Here is a 24242-nt window from a genome sequence, read left to right on the forward strand (position 1 = left end):
AAAAAGATAGACACATGAGTATTTCAATTAGACCTGACGAAATCAGCAGCATTATTCAGCAGCAAATCGAGCAATACGACCAAGAGGTCAAAGTTGCTAATGTTGGTACCGTCCTGCAAGTGGGTGACGGTATTGCCCGGATCTATGGTCTAGAAAAGGCTATGGCTGGGGAACTATTAGAATTTGAAGATGGCACAATCGGCATCGCCCAGAACTTAGAAGAAGATAACGTGGGTGCGGTGTTGATGGGTCAAGGTCTGAACATTCAAGAAGGTAGCTCTGTAACTGCTACCGGCAGAATTGCTCAGGTTCCCGTAGGTGAAGCCCTAATTGGACGGGTTGTCGATGCCTTGGGTGTGGCCATTGACGGTAAAGGAGACATCAAAACTAGCGATAGCCGTTTGATTGAATCTCCAGCACCTGGTATCATTGCCCGTCGGTCTGTACACGAACCCATGCAAACGGGTATTACAGCCATCGACTCCATGATTCCCATTGGTCGGGGACAACGGGAATTGATCATTGGTGACCGTCAAACAGGCAAAACTGCGATCGCCATTGACACCATCATCAACCAGAAAGGTGAAGATGTAATTTGTGTCTACGTTGCCATTGGCCAAAAAGCATCCACTGTGGCTAACGTGGTCCAAACCTTACAAGAAAAAGGCGCAATGGACTATACCGTAGTTGTTGCCGCTAGTGCCAGTGAACCAGCTACACTACAGTACCTAGCTCCCTACACCGGGGCAACTATCGCTGAGTACTTTATGTACAAAGGCAAAGCTACCTTGGTGGTTTATGATGACCTTTCCAAGCAAGCCCAAGCTTATCGCCAAATGTCCCTATTGCTACGTCGGCCACCCGGACGGGAAGCTTACCCTGGAGATGTATTCTTCATCCACTCCCGCTTGTTGGAAAGAGCCGCTAAACTCAGTGATGAATTGGGTAAAGGCAGTATGACTGCGCTACCAATCATCGAAACCCAAGCTGGTGACGTTTCGGCATATATCCCCACCAACGTAATTTCGATTACCGATGGTCAGATATTCTTGTCATCTGACTTGTTTAACGCTGGTATTCGTCCGGCTGTAAACCCTGGTATTTCTGTATCCCGTGTGGGTTCGGCAGCACAAACCAAGGCCATGAAAAAAGTTGCCGGTAAAGTGAAATTGGAACTAGCCCAGTTTGACGACCTGCAAGCCTTTGCTCAATTTGCTTCTGACTTGGATAAAGCTACCCAAGACCAATTGGCACGTGGTCAAAGATTGCGGGAATTGCTCAAGCAGCCACAAAATGCTCCCCTGTCAGTATACGAGCAAGTAGCAATTCTATATGCTGGTATCAATGGCTATATGGATGATGTGCCTGTAGAGAAAGTTACTACCTTTACCAAAGGTTTAAGAGAGTACTTAAAAACAGGTAAGCCTCAGTACACTGACTCCGTAAAGAGCAAAAAAGTACTGGGTGACGAAGAAGAGACAGCCTTGAAGGAAGCACTCGTAGAATACAAAAAGACCTTCCAAGCAACAGCGTAATTAGTCATTGGTCAATAGTCATGAGTCATTGGGAAACACTTAATGGCTATTGACTGTTGACATTTGACTATTGACTAGGGACTCAGAACTTAAGAATATGGCCAATCTCAAAGCAATACGCGATCGCATTCAGTCGGTCAAAAACACCAAAAAAATTACAGAAGCCATGCGGCTGGTAGCGGCCGCTCGGGTACGTCGCGCCCAAGAACAAGTAACTGCTACTCGTCCCTTTGCCGATCGCTTGGCACAAGTACTGTATGGCTTGCAAACTCGTCTGCGGTTTGAAGATGTAGATTTGCCACTACTGAAAAAACGGGAAGTTAAGACAGTAGGATTATTGGTAATTTCAGGCGATCGCGGTTTGTGTGGCGGTTACAACACTAATGTGATCCGTCGTGCCGAAAACCGCGCCAAGGAACTCCAAGCCGAAGGTGTAAATTACAAATATGTACTGGTAGGGCGCAAAGCCATCCAGTATTTCCAACGTCGGGAACAACCCATCGATGGTACCTACACTGGCTTAGAGCAAATTCCTACAGCAGCAGAAGCTACAGAAATTGCCGATCAACTACTTTCTTTGTTCCTCTCAGAAAATGTAGATCGCATTGAGTTAATTTATACCAGATTCGTCTCCTTGGTTAGCTCCCGCCCTGTGGTGCAAACTCTGCTTCCTTTAGATCCTCAAGGTCTAGAAGCCGCAGATGATGAAATATTCCGCCTCACAACTCGTGGCGGTCAATTTGAAGTCGAACGGCAAAAAGTGACCAGTACAGCCCGGCCTTTGCCCCGTGACATGATTTTTGAACAAGACCCAGTGCAGATTCTGGATTCTCTGTTGCCCTTGTATCTCAGTAACCAACTATTACGAGCGCTACAGGAATCAGCAGCCAGTGAACTAGCAGCGCGGATGACAGCAATGAACAATGCCAGCGACAATGCCGGTGAATTGATTAAATCTCTGTCCTTGTCTTATAACAAAGCAAGACAAGCCGCTATTACCCAAGAACTCTTAGAGGTTGTGGGCGGTGCTGAAGCACTAACTTAGGGAATTGTTAATTGTTTAGTTTAAAAAAATAGCTGATTGCTAGTCGTACAGATTATTAGCAATTGGCTATTTTTAGTATTTGGAATTTTGAACTATTAGTAAATCTATTCACATAGCATAAATAATCAACAGCATAATTATTGAGATGCAATAATATGTTATGTCCCATATTTTCTTAATGGTACAAACTCCCAGATTTATCTGCGGAGTCATTCCAAAATCTCAAATCCGCGCATTATTTGACTGGGATTTTGATTAAAGAGATACCTTTATGTTCACCGGTCCCCTTATATCTTTTTGAAGAATCATAAAATTTGTAATATTTTTATTTTTCAATTTATCCTTATCTTTAAATTTATCAAAATCATCATCTTCATTATTGCTAGAATTTGTTCCCCCGCATAAAATTTCTTGTTGTTCTAAAGATATGTCAGATAGTAAAGAGTGATTAAACATAACTTAATTCCTCGATTTAATGTATTTTTATAAAACAAATTTTTCAGAAGTTAATCCATCTCAAGTTGTAAAATCAATTTGTATCTTTACATGAAATTGACTCGACCCTATCAGCCACTCCTCCTTCGCATTGTGCATGGAATCACTGGTCTGTTTTTAGTAGCTGCAATTCTAACGGCTTTCTGGACGTACGATACCTATGATGCGCGCTGGGGAAGAATTCCATTGCCTTCCTATCGAGAAATTGAAGGCTTACATGGAACTTTTGGATTATTTACCTTACTGATATTTCCTGCCTTTGTACTTTATGCATTCCATAGGGGTCAGAAGCGACTGATTCAGCCTGATTCGTTGACTAAATTAGTTCAGGTTGGTAAACCTATTTGGTGGTATACATTAAACCGCTTGACAAATACCTTTGCCCTCCTGGCTTTAACCTTTGCGTTATTTAGCGGCAAGATGATGGATGAAATATGGTTGCCACAAGGGGAATTAAATCATGTCTGGTATTATGCTCACTTAATTGCATGGGTGATTATGGTGGTGGCCATCGCCCTTCACCTGTTGATCAATGCCAAAGTTGGTGGAGTTCCGTTACTGCTATCCATGCTCAATTGGCAATTTCGTGACAAAGATAGTCCTACTTTCTGGTCTGCCCATATCTCTCAATGGTGGTCAAGTCTCTGGCAAGGTTCCTGGTCGAACTGGTTTCAATCTTCGCATACTCTGGTGTTACTAGAATCAGCTATTCTCATCAGCATTGTTGCTGCCTGGATTATTCCATTATTTAAGTAATTGCCAACTCCCATTTCCCCATAAACAATGACAATGACAACATATGGGCCTTTGTGTACAGAGGCTTATGACATCACCAAGCCTATAGATGGAAATTACCCCGATGTTCCCTATTACATTCGCCATCTTTCTCAAATTGGTGGCAGAATTCTTGAGGTCATGGTAGGGACGGGAAGATTACTCATACCATTATTAGAGGCTGGGATAAATATTGAGGGAATTGATGCTTCACCAGATATGCTGGCTATTTGTCAAAAGCACTGTGCAGCCAGGTGGCTAAATCCCTCTTTGTATCAAGGTAGTGTGGAAAATCTTGATTTACATGGCAAGTTTAACGCCATTATCGTTGCCTTTGGCTCATTCATGTTATTAGAAAAGCGAGATGCTGCTGTTGCAGCACTACAAGCTTTTAAGCGGCACTTAGAACCGCAGGGGCGTATCTATATCGACTTGGAAATACCTATTGAAGATTTTAAAACAGAGAACATCGTGCAACAGCGATCGCCTATTACCTGCCCTGATGGATCAATCATTCTACTGCAATCTACATCTCAGATAGATTGGCTCAATCAACTGAATAAAACTATCATTCGCTACGAAAAATGGCAAAACGGTCAACTCATAGCCACAGAGTTACAACACTTTCCCCTGCATTGGTTCGGGCGCGATGAATTTATCATGTTATTACAAAATAACGGCTATAAAGATATAACTTTGTGTGCTAATTATACTGAAGGAGTACAGCCAACCTCGTATCAAGATACCCTGTGTTTTTCCGCAACACTGGCATGAACTCAAATTTTTTCGCCACACCACACATTTCCCCAACCAAGTATTATAATTGAAATATAAAGACATGGGTCCGTAACGGTTTCGACAGGTTGGCGAACGCTACTCTGTGATTCAGGTCGAGAGTGAGTCTCCTCTCGGAAATCAAAGGCTCAAAAAAAAAGTAAATGCGAATAACATCGTTAGCTTTGCTCGTAAGCCTGCTTTAGCAGTTGCATAAAAACCTCTTATAGGTTCGAGCGTCTTCGATTTGACTCCGTTAAGGATTGAAGACCAACCCCCAACGGACGCTCTAACAAGTGTTCTCTGATTGGCTTGTTAGCTAAGAATTAATCAGAGCATCCTACGTTCGGGATAATGAACGATTCCCGCCTTGAGGGTCAGAAAGGCTAAACCTGTGAATGAGCGGGGGGTAAATACCCAATTTGGACAGCAGTTCGACTCTGCTCGGATCCACTAAATAACTAAAAACAAATCCACCAAGCAGTTATATGTTTAGGTGGATTTTGATTTTACATATATAAAAGTTAAGAATTTTAACTAATCACACAGCTGTAAAAGCATTGTAATTAGCTCGTTTTCATCTACAGTCGTGGGATGCGTAGTTTTGGTATCAGTTTTTAGTGCTATTGACCAATGAGCAACGACTGATGTATGTTTTCATTGCTAATGTGACAAAACTAGCTAGAAAAACAAAAATTTCAGGTAAGCTAACAAAACAGAAAATTTCAATAGGGGTGCTAAATGGCCAGGAGAAGACCCAAGCCGGAAACTGCATCAAAAACAGTCTGGGAGTGTGTACAACAAGACTGTCATAATTGTAGTCCAGCGAAGTGGCGTGAAGATGACAGTTATTGCCACATTAGAACCCTGAAGAGAGTGGTACAACTACGCCTAAAAATTCGCCGCTGCCAAAACCCAGTTTGTGAAAGCTTGCGACTAATTAAGCAGATTTGACCTTTGCTAATTCCCTATTTGGCATCAAATTTCGCTTATTATTGCCTCATTTGAGGTAGTTTTTGCCTGTAAGCAAACTCGCTGAAATTGCTCAATTTCTAAATAATTTCCTTGACAATGAAATTCTTCACCGTCTACCCAGGCTTTTTGAATTTCTACTCCATGAACCTGGAGACGCACTGTATTGTCAGGAAAAGCATAATTTCCCTGTTGCTGCCAGATAATTTCTAAATGATGGCGATCGCCTTCAATATAAAATTCATCTAATCGCCACGAGCCATACCCATCACCAGCATCACTATAAATTCGACCTCCACCAGTTAAGTTAACGGGTGGGTAGATATGCAAAGTTAATTTTCCATCTGCTTCAGTTGGGAGAATACTTCCAGCCTTAACTAATACAGGTATTTCTTCCCTTGGGGCTGCAAAATTCACCTGTTTGGCACCTTCCCACAAGTTATCATTCCAGAAGTCATACCAATGTCCTTGGGGTAAAAAGACTGTCCGTGAAGTAGCCCCTTCTTCAACAATAGGTGCAACCAAAAGAGCATCGCCTAATAAAAACGCATCTTCCACACCCCAAAGCTGCTGATTTTCGCTGTCAGCCCAGAAAAGTGGACGCACTAGGGGATGTCCTGTTTGTGTTGCTTCCCAAGCGAGGGTATATAAATAAGGCAAAAGCCGATAGCGCAGATGTAAAAATTCTCTAACAATACTCAAAGTTGGTTCACCAAAAGTCCAAGGAGTGCGCGGCTTGACATTGTTGGCAGAATGAGTGCGAAAAAATGGTAAAAAACATGACATTTGAAACCAGCGTAAATACAGTTCCTCGCTAGGGTCGCCTTTAAATCCGCCAATATCTGGGCCACTGTAAGGAATCCCTGATAGACCCAAGTTGATGACTGTGGGAATGGTTTGGCGTAATCCTGACCAACTAGTTTCAATATCTCCTGTCCAAGTCCAGGCATAACGTTGTAAACCTGCCCACCCTGCACGTGAAACTATAAAAGGACGGTGTTGTGGTTGATACTGACTTAATGCTTCGTAGCCTGCCTGAGCTTGCAGTAATCCATAGATATTATGTGCCTCTAAATGATTACCACCTCTACCTTCCATCAAATGCTGAGTGGAATGTGGTGGTAAACTGGGATCTCCCCATAAAACAAAGATTCCCGGCTCATTCATATCATGCCAAAAGCCACTAAAGCCTAAATCTAGGAGATATTCATACTGCCGACTCCACCAGTGACGGGCTTGGGGGTTAGTGAAATCGGGAAAGGCGCACATTCCCGGCCACACAGGGGCAATGATCATTTTGCCATTGGAGAGCTTACAAAATACATCCTGTGCCTTTCCTTCTTCAAACAATTCACTCTTGCGGTCAGCTTTGACACCAGGATTAATGATCGCAATTAAATGTACTCCCCTGGCTACCAAATCTCGGTTAAAATCAGCTAACTTGGGGAAACGGTCAGGGTCAATGGTAAAAGCGCGAAATCCATCTTGACAGTCAATATCTAAGTGAATCGCACTCAAAGGTAAATCATGGGTGATAAATCCTTCCGCAGCTTCTCTGACTGCGGTTTCAGTTTCATAGCCCCAACGTGATTGATGATATCCTAATACCCACCGAGGTGGTAGGGCTGGGCGACCCGTTAATTCTGTATAGCGGTCTATTAATTGGGCTGGTGAGCCGATACTGAAGTAATAACGCAGCGCACCTCCAGCAAAGTCAGCAGCCGCGTAACCATTAAAACTAAATGTAGCGTGATAGGTATTTTCGTAGAAAATTAAATAACTACCAGAGTTATGTAAACCCAAGTAGAGGGGAATGCAAAGATACAGTGGGTCTGTTCCTGGGCCGTACTTACCGCCAGCGTCGTAGTTCCACATCAAGTAACTGCTGGTTTGGGGTGATGTGCGGAGGTTGAGAGGGGCCGCCCGTTCGCCTAACCCATAGATATGTTCTTCATCTCGTAATTTAGATTGATGTAACCAACCAGAGGTTTTTTGTTGGGGAGGTAATTCTTCTTTGATAATTTCCCCTTGGGCGTTTTGAAATTCTAAACTACCGTTGACACCAATAATTACCTTGATTGCTGTACTGGAAATCATCCAGCGATCATCGCCTACTGCTTGAAATTTTACGTCAACTGCTGGCCAATCACAACAGGCGATCGCATAGGGAATAGGAAGTACTCCCGGTTGCCAATCAATGCGAACTAAATCTGCCGTCAGAAAACAAATTTCTAGCTGCACATTCTGAAAGCAAAACTTTCCACCTGTTGAGGTAGCTTCAGTGTCAAGAATATTGCCAATTTCCCCAAACACTTCCCCGGAACTTTGAAACTGGCGCTCTAAAAAGTCACGTTGCAAAGGATAGAAAAATGAACCAAGAAACCGTCGCAATTTGATTAAGCGCAGGTTTAATAATGCTTGTTTCCAAAAATTCATAACCTAATTATGGGAATTGGAGGAAATTGGCAACTGTTTTTTATTGGTCAACTGCCGATGGATAAACGCCTGTAGCAACTAACACAGGTTTGTTGCTATATTCAGCTTCTAATTGTCTCTGCAAATTTAAATCCCAGGTCAAGTCGTAATCTCGTTCTAGTTCAGCGACGACAAACGGACGTAGTACACCAGTGACAACAACATCTTCTCCATCATTTACACTCGCTTGTGGCTGTGCTTGCGTATGCAGTACAAGTAAATTTTCTCCCCCTAATAATTGGTCATCATCTAAAGCAAATGAAGCTTGGTTTTTCACATCTGCCACTTCACCTGCCACTGCTAAAGTTTTGCCATAGTAGAAGGTAGGGTCGGAAGTGATATCACCGGGTTTAGGTGCTAATGCCAACGACTGAGCAATGATAGTAGGTTGATTTTCGTATTCACTGTATACGTTTGGCTGCAAATTTAATTTGTACTCTTGATTAATTTCTGCCAGGTTAAATCTGCGAACTGTCCCTGTGGCTTGAATTTCTATATTTTGACCTTCAGGAATAGTCAAAGGTTCACCTGTAGCGTTGACAACGAGGACGTTATCACTACCAAACAATTTATCGTCCCCAATGGTAAAGGTGGTAGGACTTACCATATTCTCTGGTTCACTTCTGACAGTTACGGTTTGTCCAATCAATTCTTCTGTACGATCTGACACTTGTTCAGTGGTAACGTTTCCTGGTTCTTCAGGCGCAGTTGCTTCAGGTACTACATTCTCACAAGCAGAAACTAGCAGTGTTCCCAAAATGAGAACAGCAGCACCTTTAGATTTCCATAGTTTATTTGTCCAGCTTGTAGATTGATTTTTATTCAGTTTATTCACCATAAAACACTCCTCTTTTTTTCTACTTTTTATCTGCAAATTAGATACACCAATTTTGCTCATAGTTGATTTATTTACATCTCATTAAATAAATTATGAAGATGTAGTAAATAAACCAGAGATATATAAACTACCTAAATCATGAGAAAGTCTTTTTTGTTGGACATTTTGACAGTTCTGCAACAAAAAAATCTTTTGATTTTTATAGGTAGTTATAAGCATTGTCCTATTATAAACAAGGAAAATTATCTTCTCTTCTATCTATTTGATTATTCTTTGTCTACCTTAAGAAAGATAAAATCGCTGAATCATTTTCTACATTTCATAGTTTGCTGCCAAGGATTGAATAACATCATCGTATTTTCTGTAGACATCCTTGCGGTCTTGTGATTCTGGTAAACCTTCATGGCTACCACGTTCAATCATGTCAGCATGTCGCCGCAACACTTCTCGATATTGAGGATTTTGGGTATGAGTAGCAACCAAGGCGATCGCTTCTAGTAAACGAATTGTTACAGCAGCGTCAGAATTGCTATATTGTCTAATTTGGTTAAAGGCTTGATCGACTATGCCCTCAAAATCTAAGGATGGAACCATCACCCTCAATTGGTTGTCATAATCGTAGCGATAGGATGAGGGAAACTGCCTTTGTACTAGATAACATAGTCCTGCACTCAATCGGTCAATACACCGAATAGCAGTGAAAGGATCATTAATTCCCGGAGAAATAGCACGTAGAGCAATTTCCACTAACTGTTGTATAGGAAACTCTATATCCTGCTGTTCTGTACGTTCTTTTCCTATAATAAATATTTGTTGTAGTTGCTGCTTCAGCTTATTATTTACTCGTACCCCAGGCCAAACCATGACTAATTCACTACCCTTAACAACAAAGTTGCCCGGTCGAAATTTAACATGTACTAAAAGATCATATTGACGGGCAATCTCCATCAATTTTTCATTATTAATTGCTTGCAAATAACCATTTTTATTATTTTTAATGGGGTAAGCCTGCAATGAAAAATCTGGTGGAATATCTTCTCTATATGGTTGATCTGCTTGAGGATTAACACCAATTTTTTCAGGAAATAATCGCTCAATCGCTTTATCTAAATCGTCACTCACACTTTGCAGTACATGTGATACTTGAATAATTGTTGATGCATGATGAATAAAGTAAATAAGTACGCCAATACTAAGAATCGCTAGAGCAAGACCAACGGTGACAGAAAGATGAGGCACAAACAAATCGAAGTCTTCATTATAAATGGCACGCAGTACCAGCAAGGAATATATAAACGTGCCAATAAATACACCCAGAACAATTTGATTGCCTGTATCTTTCATAAAATTACGCAACAGCCTAGGCCCAAAAGTGGAAGAAGCTAGTTGCATAGCCACAATGGTAATAGAAAAAGATGTAGCCGTAACACTAATCATCGAACTGGCGATCGCCGAAAGTACTGCTCTTGATCCTTCGGGGCCACCTGCGTACAACCAATCCCAATCATTAAAATCAATGATGTGGTCAAGAGTCAACGTTACCACTGCTAAAATTATCGAACTTATTGCCAAGATTCCTGGCAAAAACCAGTAGCTAGTATGAAGTGCGTCCCAAACCTTGACTAACTTGACATTTTTCATGATTTATGATTTTTGGAGTTCAAAAATTGCCCTTGGAGTTATTTTTACCACCATAATTATTCTGGAGATTATCAGATATTTGTCGTAAAGTTGCTTCTAATTCCGGCGATAACTCTAAAGGCAAATTTCCCGAACGGACGTGCAAATCTCTCTGAGGAAAAGGAATTTTGATATTATATTGTCGGAAAAGTTCTTCAATGCGAAAATATAAATTACTTTTAATCAAATATTGTTGGCTTGGTTGAGCAGTCCAAACCAGGAGGACAAAATTCAAAGCACTTTCACCAAAACCAGTAAAAAATATCGTTGGCGGAGGAACCGATAAAACTCCCGTTTGTCCTTTAGTGGCTCCCTGTAAAGCCGATTTGACTGCACTGATATCGGAACCATAAGCCACAGTCACAGGGATTCTCAGCCGGGAAACTGGGTTTTTATAGCTCCAATTGATCACTTGATCTTCCAGGAAACGCGAATTGGGCACAATAATGGAAATTTGATCTACCGTTCGCAGTATGGTACTGCGACCACCAATGCGTTCTACTGAACCTTCTATATCACCCACCTGGATAAAATCACCGACTTGAATGGGGCGTTCAAACAGTAAAATCAAACCACTACCAAAGTTTTTGGCGATGTCTTGAAAACCAAAACCAATCCCTACACCCAAAGCACTAGCTAAAATTGTCAGGGAACTTAAATCCAGTCCCCAGATTTGTAGTAAAACAATAGTACCAATAATAATAATTGTATATTTAGTAATGATAGCGATCGCCTCTTGAGCGCCCCGCTCCATACCAGTCAATTGCAAAATTCTGGTTCTCAAAAGATTGGTGACCGCACCAGCTACAATCATCAGTCCCAGTATTAAAACCAACAAAACTAGCAAATAAATCACTGAATATTCGCTTTGACCCAAAGTCAGGATGGGAGATGTCAAGCTTTGGATCAATTGCTCAGTAATCTGATAGCTCCAAATTCTCGTGGTGGGGAATAAATTAGTAATGTAGAGAGCTACAGTTACCCATAACCAAATCCGCCCTGCTAGTAGGGTAAAAGTGAACAGTAAATGTAGAGCTGTGGAGGAACTAGAATCAACTTCTTCCTCATCAGAAGATATAGGGAAGCGCTGCAAAACTGCCTTTCGAAAGCGTTTCCATAGCCATCCCCAGAATTGGTGCAAGGCAATTGCTATCACTAAAACGCCAGCACTAATGAGTAACGAGTTGCGAATAAACCCAGCACTGCGCTCTTTTTGAGCTTGCAACAACACATCTTCTAGTCTTTGCACCCAAATTTTTGCCTGTTCTTCGGGAGTGTTATTATCTAAGACATCTGTTTGGGTAACAGTCAATAGATATTGCTCATTCACCACAATAGTTGGAGATTGATTGCGTTCCTCAATTTCAACTTGGATTGGTTCTTGAGATAAGACAATTTGACGTAGCCGCAAATTAATTGATTCTGCCCGTTCCTCGGCCGTAAATTGTTGAGAACTACCAACTTCAAATACCGAAAGGCCATCAATATTCACAGGTGCTTGTGCTGCTACTCGTGCAGGTGCAACTATCAACACCAAGGTGAGAATTAAAAACACCAAAGTTGTAGTAATCCAAGATTTAATTGAATTTGATGACTGTCGCAGATGTTTTCGATTCATTGCTTTTGTGTATCTAGTGAACTACTTGAACTTTTATCTGGATAAAACAAGAATCCCACGCGCTTTTAGCCGTGGGAGTGTCGAATCTTATTTTTGAGGCATTTTTCACATCTGCGGGAAATCTAGCCTCTGTAGGGAAGATAAAAATTGCTTCCCCAATCGAGATATAAGACGTTGCTATATTTTAGCGTGGGCACACTCTAGTCTCAGGTTTTTTGCTAAAAGCGCGATCGCTAGTTACAATCTACTATCTAATTCGATCTCTTTTATCAACCACTTTCACATTAGGATCGGTAGTAGTCGTATCTGTGTATGTCTCTGTATTGCGATGAGCAGTAGTAGGAGCTACATCGGGAGCATTAGCAGTACCACGTTCATTAGAGATATCATGTACTCTCCACTCACGAATACCCCGACTCATTAAAATAGCCGCAGCTTTCTCAATTTCGTTGGCAGATCCATCTAAGATTACCAAGTAATCTCCTTTAGATACCCGTTCACTATAAGCTCTGGCTTCTTCTTCAGGAATACCCAAACCTGTCAGCGCTCCCACGATACCACCAGCAGCGGCACCAATACCAGCACCAGCTAAGGTAGTTGCGATGGTACCACCGGCCAGAAAGGGCCCGACCCCAGGAATGATTAAAGCTTCAAGACCTACAAGTAAGCCACCAAGACCGCCCAAGACAGTACCTGTGGTTGCACCAATACCAGCACCTTCTGGAGCCTCAGTTTCACCTCGATCTGCGACATTAGCTCCAGCAATTTGGTCATCGCTACCTGTGTCTTTAGCCAAGATGGAAACATTATCCATCACAAAACCTGAGCTTCTTAGTTCATTCAGGGCTGCTTCAGCTGCTTCTCGATTAGCAAATGTACCAATTGCCCGCTTATATTGTCGAGATACCATTTTTCCTCCTTTCATACATCATTACGAATGTGTTGCCACAAAGGTAATTTTTGTAGTCATACTCGTCCTAGTATGTCTTCTAAGATCTAAATATTCATCAACCTATAGGTTTAGCTTTGTATCCATCAGAAGAGCTACGGTGTACACATAAATCATTAAAAATGACTGCAAACCCTTTTATCGGGTGCGTTATTGACCGCACCATACCAGATTCAAGCTAATGTGGCTGAAGATTTTATCGGGGAAATCCTTTAATACATTCTTTAATGTATTGGGTAATAAGCTAAAATATTTGCAAGACTTATTGATAAATTAAATTATAAAATATAAATTAAATAACATGTAAATCTGGTTTTTGACCTCACCCCGCCTTTGACTTTCTTCAACGTCTCCTTGGTAAGGCTACCGTGTACACACAAATGATCTGATCCCCCTAAATCCACGCCACTTGCTACAAGTCGGGAAACCTTATCAAGGGGGACTTTAAGAAATTTCCCCCTCTTTTTCCTACGCCGAAGAATTAAAAACAAGTTTATTTATTAATAATAGCCGGACAAAGAATATAAATGTTAAACAGTCTGAAGATTGGAACTAAGATCGGAGCGGGTTTTGCCATGAGTTTGGCAATTTTAACAATGATTGGTCTAAGCTCTTATCAAAGTACCAATGAACTCGTTAAAACGTCGGAGCAAGAAAAAGATACATACAAAGTACTTGGTCAATTGGAGGAGTTGAGTTTTCAACTCATAAATGCTGAGACTGGACAAAGAGGTTATTTGATTACTGAACAAGAGGGTTATTTAGAGCCTTATAATTATGCCGTCCAAGTGCTAGATAAAACAGTTAAAGAACTCGACGCACTACTAGTAGATAATCCTCTGCAACAACGCCGAATTAATAGATTACAACCATTGATCAATCAAAGAATGGCTGTCATGAAAGCGGTGATTAATATCAGAGAAACCCAAGGATGGGAAGCTGCTCAAGAAGCTGTCCAGACAGATCAGGGTAAGCAACTGATGGATGAAATTCGGCAGATCATCCAAGAAATTAAAACGGAGGAAAATTCGCAACTACAGCAGCTCTCTGAGCAAACATCTGTGGCTGCTCAAAGAACTATAAATAGTATTACTTTTAGTATTCCCCTTGTGGCGCTAGTCATAGCTTTAATTGGATTTTGGTTATCTAGGCATATTTCCCAGCCACTGAAGCAATTTTCTGATGCAGCAGAAGAGATTGCTGCGGGGAATTTATCTGTAAGTTTACCAAAGAGCGATCGCCTGGACGAAATTGGCATATTGTCGCGCACTTTCAAACAGATGATCGCTAATCTGCAAAATATCACGCAACAAAATGAGGAGCAAAATTGGTTTAATGGTAATTTAGCTGAATTTACCCAGATGCTTCAAGGACAGCGAGATATAGAAGGCGTATCTCGGATGATTTTGTCCAATTTGGCACCATTGGTTGGCGCCCAGCAAGGGGTTTTATATTTAATGGATGGGGCTTACCAAGAGCCTGTTTTAAAGCTGCTGAGTAGTTATGCTTACCAAGAGCGCAAACATTTATCTAATCAATTTCGCTTAGGTGAAGGATTGGTAGGGCAATGTGCCTTAGAAAAACAAAAAATTCTCTTAACTGATGTACCTAGTGACTATATTCGCATTAATTCTGGATTGGGTGCCGCATTACCATTAAATATTATTGTGTTGCCTGTACTATTTGAGAATCAGGTAACGGCTGTAATTGAACTAGCTTCTTTGCAGCAATTTGGTCATCTCCAACTGCAATTTTTAGAACAATTAAGTGAAATTATCGGGATATTTTTAAATAATATTGCTGCCAACGCTCAAACACAAGATTTGTTAAACGAGTCTCAAGCTTTAACAGAAGAACTACAACTCCAGCAAGAAGAACTCAAGCAAAGCAATCAACGCTTAGAACAGCAGGCGCAAGAGTTGGAGGAATCACAATTTCTCCTGAAGCAGCAACAAGAGGAATTGAAACAGTCTAATGAAGAATTACAGCAACTAAATGAAGAATTAGAAGAAAAAGCCGAATTACTTGAGGTGCAAAATCGGGAAGTTGCGCGGAAAAATCGTGAGGTTGAGCAAGCTCGACAGTCTTTGGAAGAAAAGGCCAAACAACTGGCTTTATCTTCCAAATATAAATCAGAGTTTCTGGCAAATATGTCCCATGAATTGCGAACGCCACTGAATAGCCTATTAATCTTAGCAAGATTGCTAGCAGATAATACCGAAGGTCATTTAACAGACAAACAAGTAGAGTATAGCCAGACAATTTATGCTGCCGGCACAGACTTATTAGAATTAATTAATGACATCTTAGATTTAGCCAAAATTGAATCGGGAACCCTAGCAGTAGATATTGAGCAAATCACCTTTGTCGATTTGCAGGCATCCTTAGATCGGACTTTTCATCAAATTGCTGAAGATAAAGAACTCAGTTTTGCCGTGGAACTGGATGATCAATTACCAAATGTCATTGCTAACGACTCTAAACGTTTACAACAAATATTGAAAAATCTGCTAGCTAATGCTTTTAAATTCACTGAAAAAGGCAGCGTTAAATTACAAATTAGGGTGACTGACGAGATTAACCAAAATGGTAGTCCCATGATTGCATTTGCTGTCAGTGACACAGGTATTGGTATTCCTGAAGAAAAACAAAAGATTATTTTTGAAGCATTTCAGCAAGCAGACGGTACCACTAGCCGCAAGTATGGGGGAACTGGTTTAGGCTTGTCCATTAGCCGTGAGTTAGCGCAACTATTGGGGGGAAGAATTGAGTTATTTAGTCAAAGAGGACAGGGAAGTACTTTTACTCTTTATCTACCCCAGACTTACACAGTTAATGAGCTAACAGAAATTCCCACAGCCATCACCGAAAAAGAAGTTATATCTTCCCCACCTCTTTCCCCAGTTGCAAATCCAGCAGCAACAATAATTCCGACTCCACTTGAGACAATTCCCGATGATCGCCAGCAAATTCAACCAGGCGATCGCGTTCTGCTAATTGTCGAAGATGATGATAAATTTGCCCGTATATTCTTAGAAATAGCCCGTGAACAAGGTTTTAAAGTCATTGTGGCTTTACAGAGTAAAGAAGGACTGGCGTTAGCCCAACAATACAAACCCGATGCCATTACCCTGGATATTCATATGCCAGATATGGACGGTTGGACAATGTTGGATCGTCTCAAGCGTGATCCGGAAACCAGACATATTCCTGTACACATTTTGTCTGTCGATGATCGAGAACAACGCAGATTACAGCTAGGAGCAATTACACATCTGCAAAAGCCCATATCTCCAGAAAAGCTCAATCAAGCATTGACTGAAATTAAAAGCTTTATTGAACGTAAAGTCAAAACTCTGTTAGTGGTGGAAGATGATCCTGTACAAGCTCAAAGTATTATTGAATTGATTGGTAATGGCGATGTCAAAAGTACAGCAGTGTATACAGGAACCGCAGCCTTAGAAATTCTGCAATCACAGCGGTTTGATTGTATGGTACTAGACTTAGGTCTGCCGGATATGAGCGGTTTAGAACTAATTGAACAAATCAAACAACAATCCAGTTTGTTGAAACTGCCAATCATCGTTTACACAGGCAAAGAATTAACCAGACAAGAAGATACCCAACTCAGACGACTGGCAGAGACGATTATTATTAAGAACGTGCGATCGCCTGAGCGTTTACTCGATGAAACTGCTCTATTTTTACATCGAATACAGGCAAACTTGCCCCAGCCCAAGCGTCAGATGCTAGAACAGTTGCGACAAACAGATCCAGTGCTAGCTAACCGCAAAATTTTGATTATAGATGACGATTTGCGGAATATTTTTGCCATTACCAGCTTTTTAGAAAGCTATCACATGGAAGTACTATTTGCCGAAAATGGCAGAGATGGCATCGAAATGCTGCAAGCGCATCCCGACATTCATGCTGTGTTAATGGATATCATGATGCCTGAAATGGATGGTTACGAAACAACCATTGCCATCCGCCAGCAACCGCAATTCCGCTCATTACCAATTATTGCTTTAACGGCCAAAGCCATGCCGGGCGATCGCGAAAAGTGTATTGATGCTGGTGCTTCTGATTACATTACTAAGCCAGTGGATACCGAACAACTACTTTCACTGCTGCGGGTGTGGTTATATAGATAGGACAAGAAAATTAGCCAGGCGATCGTATTTGTTTAATATATTTTGTGTTATCGCTAATAGTGTTTATTGGCACAAAATATTTGGCAACAGCAAAATTCATCAGCAGAAATATTCAGAAATTTCCTAGCTGAAATCTGTAATGATTGAATTAGTGGTGTTGACTTTAACTTGATTATCCTCATGATTATGAATCTGCCAAAAGCTAGTTTGGAGGACATCGAAATCAAGTTGCTATTAGAGGGGGTATATCAGTACTATGGTTACGACTTTCGTAATTATGCTCTTTCTTCCCTCAAACGTCGGATTAAAAGCTTTATGCACGTAGAAGGTATCAGCAATATTTCGACATTGCAAGAGCGATTACTGCACAATCGCACCTGTTTAGAGAGATTTTTGTTGGGTGTGACTGTAAATGTCACATCAATGTTTCGTGACCCCAGTTTTTATCTCGCCTTTAGAAATCAAGTAGTTCCATTGTTACGCACCTATCCTTTTATTCGCATCTGGCACGCTGGATGTTCAACTGGAGAAGAAGTCTACTCAATGGCGATTTTGTTAGAAGAAGAAAAACTTTACCACCGTTGTCGAATCTATGCTACCGACACCAACAGTAAGGTACTACAAAATGCTAAAAGTGGAATTTTCTCTTTGAGGATGATGCAAGAGTATACTCAACTGTACCTGAAAGCAGGTGGTAAAAGGTCTTTTTCAGAATATTACACTGCGGCTTATGACAATGCCATATTTCGAGCATCCCTGAGGGAAAATGTCATCTTTGCTCAACATAATTTAGCCACTGACAGTTCTTTTAATGAATTTCATGTCATTCTTTGTCGAAACGTTTTAATATATTTTAATCAGATACTGCAAAAACAAGTCCACGAACTGTTTTACAACAGTCTTTGCAACTTTGGCATCTTAGGTTTAGGTCGGCAAGAATCTCTGAGATTTACTCCTTATGAGCAGTATTATGATGAGATAGCCAAAGGTGAAAAGCTTTACCGGAGGCTCAACTAGTGTCCTTTAAAGTTGTAGTAATTGGCACTTCTCTAGGAGGATTATCCGCACTCAAAACAGTCCTGGCAAATTTACCAGCAGACTTCTTAGTGCCCATTGTCATTGTCCAACATCGGCATAAAAACTCTGACGGCACAATGGAAGAATTATTGCAAGAACATACGTGTTTGCCGATTCAAGAAGTCCAAGACAAAGATGAAATATTACCAGGAAAAATCTACCTGGCTCCGGCCGACTATCACTTACTCATTGAACCAGGTTATTTTGCTCTCTCTACAGACGACCCTGTTTCTTACGCTAGACCATCAATAGATGTGCTATTTGAGTCAGCAGCCGATATCTATGGTGACCAAGTTATTGGTGTTATTTTAACAGGGGCCAATCATGACGGCACACAAGGTTTAAAAAAGGTAAAAGCCCGGGGAGGAATTACCATTGTGCAACAACCAAGCACTGCTGAAAGTGCCATTATGCCAGAAGCGGCAATTTCTGCTATGTCAGTAGATTGGATTGTCCCTCTGACGGAAATTGCCAACTTACTGGTTAGTCTTTGTTATCCAACAGAGCAGGGGGAGAAAGGGTAGCTGGATGAGCAGACCCCGGACATAACAATGCTGAATGTTAGTAGCTGGGCAAGATAAATGGCTAGTCGTGTCATAATGATTCAAGCAATCCGCTGTTGTCAGGGATTGTAATCAAGCATTTAGTGAAAGAAACTCATGCAGCCGGAACCCAAAGTAAACATCCTATTGGTGGATGATAAGCTGGAAAATTTACTGGCACTAGAAGCAGTTTTGGAACAACTAGGAGAAAACCTAGTTACAGCCACTTCTGGAGAAGAAGCTTTAAGGTGTCTATTGCATCAGGACTTTGCGGTAATTCTGCTGGATGTACAAATGCCAGGTATTGATGGCTTTGAAACTGCTACCCTAATTCGTAGTAGGGGGCGATCGCGTCATATTCCGATTATTTTTCTGACTGCCTTTAGTACTAGCGACCAAATGCTGTTTAAAGGTTATGCTTCAGGTGCCGTTGATTATCTACTAAAACCCTTAAATACCAATATATTGATTTCTAAGGTGACGGTGTTTGTCGAACTGTTTAAGAAAACACAAGCAGTCCGGGAACAAGCACTCCAACTCAGCGCCATGAATACTGAACTCAAACAAAGTGAAGAGCGGTTTCGTTCACTGAGTACTTGTTCACCCATGGGCATTTTTGAAACGGATACTGAGGGGCGCTTTACTTATACAAATCCTTGTTATCAGGAAATTTGTGACTATAGTTTGGTAGATAATTGTCACCAAGGATGGCTAGAATGTGTACATCCCCAAGAAAAAGAACGAGCGATCGCTACTTGGTCTACTTATATTTGTCAAGGTCAGGAATATTCGGCAGATTTTCGGTTTCAAAATGCTGATGGTAGTATCCGTTGGGTTGAGGTGCGATCGTCACCAATGCTTTCTAGTCAAGGTGAATTACTTGGTTATGTAGGGACTCTCGAAGATATTACTGAACGTAAGCAAGCTGAAGAAGTTCGCGCGCAAATAATTCGCGAACAAACGGCTAGACAAGAAGCAGAAGCCACCAACCGCATGAAAGACGAGTTTTTAGCCGTACTTTCCCATGAACTCCGCACACCCTTGACTTCCATGCTGGGCTGGTCAAAAATCCTGCGTTCCAAGAAACTTGACGAAAAAGCTACAGCCCGGGCCCTAGATGCTATTGAACGAAACGCCACGTCTCAAATGAAACTGATTGAGGATATCTTAGATGTCTCGCGGATTATTCGGGGACAGCTAAGACTACATTTATCCGTTGTCAATCTGATTTCTGTCATTGAGGCGGCTTTGGAGGCTGTGCGACCCTTAGCAGAAACCAAAGGAATTGAATTAATTACGACCCTGGATACTTCCCTCGGCTCGGTTTGTGGTGATCCAGCCCGGTTACAGCAAGTAGTGTGGAATTTACTGACTAACGCTATTAAGTTTACTCCCGCAGGGGGCAAAGTCGAAGTCCGGTTACAAGCTATAGAACCAGAAGCATGGGAAGCACAAGAGTTGTTTCCTCAAGAAAAAGTTCAGATATCTTCCACCTCCGCCCCTCTGCGTTTCTCTAAAACTACTTATGCCCAAATCCAAGTTATTGATACAGGCATAGGTATTACCTCAGACTTTTTACCTAAAGTATTTGAACGTTTTCGCCAGGCTGATAGTACGACAACGCGATCGCATGGTGGCTTGGGGTTAGGATTGTCTATTGTCCGCCATTTAGTAGAACTCCACGGTGGGCTAATTTCCGCCCAAAGCTTGGGGAAAGAACAGGGTTCTACGTTTACTGTAAAACTCCCATTAATGCAGGAAAACAACAGCATCAATAATGGTAGAGAACTAAAACCCGAAAATTCTCAAGTATCTAACGACTATTAACTGTGGAACGGTGATCTACTAGCAATGGTGGCGCCGACCGCAACACCGCATCCAGTAACCCCGGAAATAAGATTTCTAAATCTTCACGCCGCAATTTATTGATGTGTTGTGTACCTTCTTTGTGAGTCAAGATAACCCCTGACTCGCGTAAAATTTTGAAATGATTCGACATAGTTGACTTAGCGATCGCAAAATCAAACCCAGCACAGCACTGCTCCCCCTCGGTTGCCAAAATTCTCACAATTTCTAGCCGCACTGGGTCGCCCAAGGCATATAACACTCCTGGTAAAAAAATGTCTTTTCGGTCTGGGTGATACAAAAATCTCATACTTGCATTATCTCGTAAAATGGCGTATATTTTGTTTGTTCGATATTTCCGAACAACAGAATAAAAACAAGGGGGCAAATATGTCATCCGTTACAAATGTCACAGAAGCCACATTTAAACAAGAAGTACTGGACAGTACAATCCCAGTATTAGTGGACTTTTGGGCACCGTGGTGTGGCCCTTGTCGGATGGTGACTCCAGTTGTCGATGAACTTGCAGGCGAATATGCAGGACAGGTAAAAGTAGTTAAATTAAACACAGATCAAAATCCCACTGTTGCCAGTCATTATGGCATTCGCAGCATTCCTACACTGATGGTATTTAAAGGAGGGAGACAGGTTGATATAGTTGTGGGTGCAGTGCTAAAAACCACCTTGGCTAAAACTTTAGGTCAGCATATTCAATAAATACAAGAATGGGGAGTCGGGGGTGAACAAACAGGGGTGCAGGGTGGAGGGGGAAAAGATTTTCGGTGATTACCAACATCTTTGTTTTTCATCTCCCCCATCTGCCTCATCTCCCTCATCCATAATGGAAAGTAGTTTTTCAATCTCAATTATCAGGAGAATCACGTGAATCCTACCACCCAAATTCGGCCTTTAGATGTACCGCAAGCCATAGTTCAACGTCGTTCCATTAAAACTTTTAAAACAGACCCCATTGACCCAGAATTACTCAAGCAATTGGTAGATTTGACCATAGCGGCCCCTAGTAGTTTTAACATCCAGGATTGGCAAATCATATTGATTCAAGATGAAGCGCAAAAAGCAGCTTTAGCCGCCGCTGCTTGGAATCAACAGCAAATTATTCAAGCGCCTGTGACCTTTGTATTTGCCGCCGATCCCCATGCAGGTGAACAAGACTTAACACCGATTTACGAGCAGGCGATCGCCACTGGAGCTTGGAATGAAGGTACGGTAAACTACTTTAAAAATGCCATTCCCCAATTTCAAGAAGGGCTAGGAGACAAACGCCGGGAATATGCCATTAAAGATGCGGTGATTGCTGCAACCCATTTAGTATTAGCCGCAGAAAGCTTAGGTTTATCCACCTGCTTTATGAATGGCTGGATTGAAGAACAAGTTAAACAAGTAATTGGTGCAGCAGATCCAGATATTGCGATCGCTCTTTTAGTACCTGTAGGTTATGCCGCCGAACCACGCTTAAACCCAGGTCGCTTGCCACTATCTCATAAAGTTTCTGTAGACAAAATAGGTCAACCATATCGAAGTTAATGCACATCCGCTTGCATCAAAAAAGCGCAAAACAAAGGAAAATTACCAATGATTGAGCTTTATTATTGGACGACTCCTAACGGTCATAAAATCACCATATTTCTCGAAGAAGTCGGATCACCATATAACATTATTCCTGTCAATATTAGTGCTGGAGAACAATTTCAGCCAGACTTTCTCAAAATTTCTCCCAACAATCGCATCCCAGCCATTGTTGACCATGAACCTGTAACCGGAGATCAGCCCATTTCCGTATTTGAATCTGGGGCTATCTTGCTGTATTTAGCAGAAAAAACCGGACAGTTAATTCCCCAAGATGTGCGCGGTCGAGTAGAAGTCCTCCAGTGGTTATTTTGGCAGATGGGAGGTCTAGGGCCAATGGCAGGACAAAACCATCACTTCAACAAATATGCACCCGAAAAAATTGACTATGCCATTAACCGCTACGTCAACGAAACAGGGCGCTTATATGCAGTACTCAACAAACGCCTAGCAGATAGAGAATTTGTCGCAGGCGATTATTCCATTGCTGATATCGCTGCTTATCCGTGGATAGTACCTTATGAAAGCCAAAGCCAAAACCTAGAAGACTTTCCCCATCTCAAGCGCTGGTTTGAGACAATTCAAGCGCGTCCAGCCACCATGCGCGCCTACCAAAAAGCCGAAGCCTTCAAAAATCAGGCAATAGATCTAGAAAAATCAAGAGAATTGCTATTCAACCAATCAGCAAAAACAATTCAGACTTGATACAACACTTTGCAAGTAAATAAGATCAATCTTGTAGGGTAGGCCGCAAAGCCTGCCCTTATATATTTTGATCAATGAGACTACTAAGGTGGTTTTATGCAGTAAATGGCACACTAATTCAGGCATTATTATCCATAGATAAAATAAATTCAATTATTTGACAAAACTATATTTTTATAAATAAGTAGGTAGGCACAAATAAAGTCAACTATGTAACAGAATGTAAAAGCCTTATAACCCTTGCGATTACTTCGCTTCACTCCGTTACGTATGGCTAACGCCACGCTCCGCGAACGTAATGACATACCTGTAAATTTTCCTACCTACCTACCTACTTACACTCAATAGTTTCAATTATGAAGCGAACCGCATCCACAGTTCCAACATTTTTTGAATTCATTAGTGTATCAAGATTTGGATTACTGCTTAACTAATCACTTAGACGCACTATCCTATCATTGAAATTAAAGTCTGAGAGCAAATTATGTTAGATGAAACGAATGTTGAACAACGTTTAGCAACTCTTGAACAAACAGTTGCGGATCTTAAACGTCGAGTCATTGATGCGCCTACCTCTAGTAACTGGCTTGAAAAAGTGATTGGCTCCATCTCTGATGAACCAGCATTTTTGGAAGCTTTAGAATATGGACGGTCACTGCGCCATGCTGATATCTTCACAGAAGAAAGTGGTGAGTAACTGTGAGATATCTACTGGACACTGACCACATCAGTTTTCTTCAACGACGTTCAGGAGCAGAGTTTTTAATATTAGCTGCTCGGATTTCTCAGTATCAGTCTACAGATTTTGCTTTTTATATCATCAGTTTTCATGAGCAAGTAATTGGCGCTCATACCTTTATCACTCGCTCCCAAACACCTAGTGATACAGTTCGAGGATATACCCTGCTGATGGAAATCATTCGAGGGTTTTCAGCAGCCCCAATCTTACCATTCGATGCTGGAGCAGTAGCTATATTTGAAGAATTAAGAGCGCAAAGAGTTCGCATAGCCACAATGGATTTAAGAATAGCTGCGATTGCACTTTCAAGAAACTTAGTTTTATTGACTCGCAACAATAGTGACTTTAGCAAAGTGCCAAACTTGATTACAGAGAATTGGACAGTTTAAACTTTAAACTCAAATAAGCAGCAAAAAATTGGCTTTTACTCCTGACTAT

At 41.4% G+C, this 24242-nt stretch carries 20 protein-coding genes and 1 other RNA gene; 14 read left to right on the plus strand and 7 right to left on the minus strand.

Annotated elements, in window-relative coordinates:
- The first annotated feature begins 14 nt into the window (after positions 1-14).
- Both atpA and ACM0OT_RS04315 read left to right on the plus strand, forming a co-directional pair.
- Complete coding sequence (gene atpA / locus ACM0OT_RS04310; protein WP_414563052.1) at positions 15-1535, plus strand: F0F1 ATP synthase subunit alpha; 1521 nt, start codon at positions 15-17, stop codon at positions 1533-1535.
- A 97-nt stretch (positions 1536-1632) separates the two neighbouring features.
- On the plus strand, positions 1633-2580 hold the full coding sequence (locus ACM0OT_RS04315; protein WP_414563054.1) for a F0F1 ATP synthase subunit gamma: 948 nt from the start codon (positions 1633-1635) through the stop codon (positions 2578-2580).
- Positions 2581-2835: 255 nt separating this feature from the next.
- On the opposite strand, the gene ACM0OT_RS04320 is transcribed toward ACM0OT_RS04315, so the two are convergent.
- A complete protein-coding gene (locus ACM0OT_RS04320; RefSeq protein WP_414563056.1) occupies positions 2836-3036 on the minus strand; it encodes a hypothetical protein in 201 nt (66 codons plus the stop codon).
- Positions 3037-3126: 90 nt separating this feature from the next.
- On the opposite strand from ACM0OT_RS04320, the gene ACM0OT_RS04325 reads away from it, so the two are divergent.
- The 3 genes from ACM0OT_RS04325 to ssrA all read left to right on the plus strand — a co-directional run bounded on the left by ACM0OT_RS04325 (position 3127) and on the right by ssrA (position 5079).
- A complete protein-coding gene (locus ACM0OT_RS04325) occupies positions 3127-3831 on the plus strand; it encodes a cytochrome b/b6 domain-containing protein (protein WP_414563058.1) in 705 nt (234 codons plus the stop codon).
- Positions 3832-3858: 27 nt separating this feature from the next.
- Entirely contained in the window at positions 3859-4623 is a 765-nt protein-coding gene (locus tag ACM0OT_RS04330; protein WP_414563060.1) for a class I SAM-dependent methyltransferase, read from the plus strand.
- Positions 4624-4689: 66 nt separating this feature from the next.
- Positions 4690-5079, plus strand: a transfer-messenger RNA (tmRNA) gene (gene ssrA / locus ACM0OT_RS04335).
- A gap of 522 nt (positions 5080-5601) precedes the next feature.
- Here the strand turns inward: ssrA and ACM0OT_RS04340 are convergent.
- The 5 genes from ACM0OT_RS04340 to ACM0OT_RS04360 form a co-directional block, all read right to left on the minus strand.
- On the minus strand, positions 5602-8031 hold the full coding sequence (locus ACM0OT_RS04340; protein WP_414563062.1) for a TIM-barrel domain-containing protein: 2430 nt from the start codon (positions 8029-8031) through the stop codon (positions 5602-5604).
- A 40-nt stretch (positions 8032-8071) separates the two neighbouring features.
- Positions 8072-8908, minus strand: coding sequence for a hypothetical protein (locus ACM0OT_RS04345; RefSeq protein ID WP_414563063.1), 837 nt, complete (start codon positions 8906-8908; stop codon positions 8072-8074).
- Between the two features lie 312 nt (positions 8909-9220).
- Positions 9221-10549 carry a DUF2254 domain-containing protein gene (locus tag ACM0OT_RS04350; RefSeq protein ID WP_414563065.1) on the minus strand — a complete coding sequence of 443 codons (1329 nt, stop codon included), beginning with the start codon at positions 10547-10549 and terminating at the stop codon, positions 9221-9223.
- Positions 10550-10568: 19 nt separating this feature from the next.
- Positions 10569-12206 carry a mechanosensitive ion channel family protein gene (locus tag ACM0OT_RS04355; RefSeq protein WP_414563067.1) on the minus strand — a complete coding sequence of 546 codons (1638 nt, stop codon included), beginning with the start codon at positions 12204-12206 and terminating at the stop codon, positions 10569-10571.
- Between the two features lie 247 nt (positions 12207-12453).
- Complete coding sequence (locus ACM0OT_RS04360) at positions 12454-13116, minus strand: general stress protein (protein ID WP_414563068.1); 663 nt, start codon at positions 13114-13116, stop codon at positions 12454-12456.
- 566 nt (positions 13117-13682) lie between these two features.
- Here ACM0OT_RS04360 and ACM0OT_RS04365 point away from each other — a divergent pair.
- From ACM0OT_RS04365 to ACM0OT_RS04380, 4 genes are all read left to right on the plus strand, one after another.
- Entirely contained in the window at positions 13683-17309 is a 3627-nt protein-coding gene (locus tag ACM0OT_RS04365) for a response regulator (RefSeq protein WP_414563070.1), read from the plus strand.
- A gap of 186 nt (positions 17310-17495) precedes the next feature.
- Complete coding sequence (locus ACM0OT_RS04370; protein WP_414563072.1) at positions 17496-18326, plus strand: CheR family methyltransferase; 831 nt, start codon at positions 17496-17498, stop codon at positions 18324-18326.
- Positions 18326-18910, plus strand: coding sequence for a chemotaxis protein CheB (locus ACM0OT_RS04375; protein WP_414563074.1), 585 nt, complete (start codon positions 18326-18328; stop codon positions 18908-18910). Before ACM0OT_RS04370 ends, ACM0OT_RS04375 begins: the two co-directional genes overlap by 1 nt.
- A 135-nt stretch (positions 18911-19045) precedes the next feature.
- Positions 19046-20755 (plus strand): ATP-binding protein, encoded by a 1710-nt coding sequence (locus ACM0OT_RS04380; protein ID WP_414563076.1) that lies wholly within the window; start codon positions 19046-19048, stop codon positions 20753-20755.
- Here the strand turns inward: ACM0OT_RS04380 and ACM0OT_RS04385 are convergent.
- The gene (locus tag ACM0OT_RS04385) at positions 20742-21083 is read right to left on the minus strand and encodes an ArsR/SmtB family transcription factor (protein WP_414563078.1); all 342 of its coding nucleotides are present in this window, start codon (positions 21081-21083) and stop codon (positions 20742-20744) included. The two genes, ACM0OT_RS04380 and ACM0OT_RS04385, sit on opposite strands and share 14 nt — an antisense overlap.
- Before the next feature lie 44 nt (positions 21084-21127).
- Here ACM0OT_RS04385 and trxA point away from each other — a divergent pair, with 44 nt between their 5' ends.
- From trxA to ACM0OT_RS04410, 5 genes are all read left to right on the plus strand, one after another.
- Positions 21128-21490: a thioredoxin gene (gene trxA / locus ACM0OT_RS04390; RefSeq protein WP_414563412.1), complete on the plus strand. Its 363-nt coding sequence runs from the start codon at positions 21128-21130 to the stop codon at positions 21488-21490.
- A gap of 165 nt (positions 21491-21655) precedes the next feature.
- Positions 21656-22318 carry a nitroreductase family protein gene (locus ACM0OT_RS04395; protein WP_414563080.1) on the plus strand — a complete coding sequence of 221 codons (663 nt, stop codon included), beginning with the start codon at positions 21656-21658 and terminating at the stop codon, positions 22316-22318.
- A gap of 48 nt (positions 22319-22366) precedes the next feature.
- Entirely contained in the window at positions 22367-23065 is a 699-nt protein-coding gene (locus ACM0OT_RS04400) for a glutathione binding-like protein (protein WP_414563081.1), read from the plus strand.
- Between the two features lie 484 nt (positions 23066-23549).
- Positions 23550-23762 (plus strand): transferase hexapeptide repeat containing protein, encoded by a 213-nt coding sequence (locus tag ACM0OT_RS04405; RefSeq protein WP_414563083.1) that lies wholly within the window; start codon positions 23550-23552, stop codon positions 23760-23762.
- A 2-nt stretch (positions 23763-23764) separates the two neighbouring features.
- Positions 23765-24193, plus strand: a complete 429-nt coding sequence (locus tag ACM0OT_RS04410) for a type II toxin-antitoxin system VapC family toxin (RefSeq protein ID WP_414563085.1) — start codon at positions 23765-23767, stop codon at positions 24191-24193.
- Positions 24194-24242: the final 49 nt, after the last annotated feature.

It is taken from the genome of Anabaena sp. CCY 9613 (assembly GCF_963920895.1).
Taxonomy (GTDB): Bacteria; Cyanobacteriota; Cyanobacteriia; order Cyanobacteriales; family Nostocaceae; genus Cyanocohniella.

Coding starts and splice junctions, on each gene's coding strand:
- ACM0OT_RS04355 (WP_414563067.1), bottom strand. CDS start 12,206: ATGAATCGAAAACATCTGCGACAGTCATCAAATTCAATTAAATCTTGG.
- ACM0OT_RS04320 (WP_414563056.1), bottom strand. CDS start 3,036: ATGTTTAATCACTCTTTACTATCTGACATATCTTTAGAACAACAAGAA.
- ACM0OT_RS04345 (WP_414563063.1), bottom strand. CDS start 8,908: ATGGTGAATAAACTGAATAAAAATCAATCTACAAGCTGGACAAATAAA.
- ACM0OT_RS04350 (WP_414563065.1), bottom strand. CDS start 10,549: ATGAAAAATGTCAAGTTAGTCAAGGTTTGGGACGCACTTCATACTAGC.
- ACM0OT_RS04325 (WP_414563058.1), top strand. CDS start 3,127: ATGAAATTGACTCGACCCTATCAGCCACTCCTCCTTCGCATTGTGCAT.
- ACM0OT_RS04330 (WP_414563060.1), top strand. CDS start 3,859: ATGACAATGACAACATATGGGCCTTTGTGTACAGAGGCTTATGACATC.
- ACM0OT_RS04360 (WP_414563068.1), bottom strand. CDS start 13,116: ATGGTATCTCGACAATATAAGCGGGCAATTGGTACATTTGCTAATCGA.
- ACM0OT_RS04405 (WP_414563083.1), top strand. CDS start 23,550: ATGTTAGATGAAACGAATGTTGAACAACGTTTAGCAACTCTTGAACAA.
- ACM0OT_RS04315 (WP_414563054.1), top strand. CDS start 1,633: ATGGCCAATCTCAAAGCAATACGCGATCGCATTCAGTCGGTCAAAAAC.
- ACM0OT_RS04385 (WP_414563078.1), bottom strand. CDS start 21,083: ATGAGATTTTTGTATCACCCAGACCGAAAAGACATTTTTTTACCAGGA.
- ACM0OT_RS04365 (WP_414563070.1), top strand. CDS start 13,683: ATGTTAAACAGTCTGAAGATTGGAACTAAGATCGGAGCGGGTTTTGCC.
- ACM0OT_RS04380 (WP_414563076.1), top strand. CDS start 19,046: ATGCAGCCGGAACCCAAAGTAAACATCCTATTGGTGGATGATAAGCTG.
- ACM0OT_RS04370 (WP_414563072.1), top strand. CDS start 17,496: ATGAATCTGCCAAAAGCTAGTTTGGAGGACATCGAAATCAAGTTGCTA.
- atpA (WP_414563052.1), top strand. CDS start 15: ATGAGTATTTCAATTAGACCTGACGAAATCAGCAGCATTATTCAGCAG.
- ACM0OT_RS04340 (WP_414563062.1), bottom strand. CDS start 8,031: ATGAATTTTTGGAAACAAGCATTATTAAACCTGCGCTTAATCAAATTG.
- ACM0OT_RS04400 (WP_414563081.1), top strand. CDS start 22,367: ATGATTGAGCTTTATTATTGGACGACTCCTAACGGTCATAAAATCACC.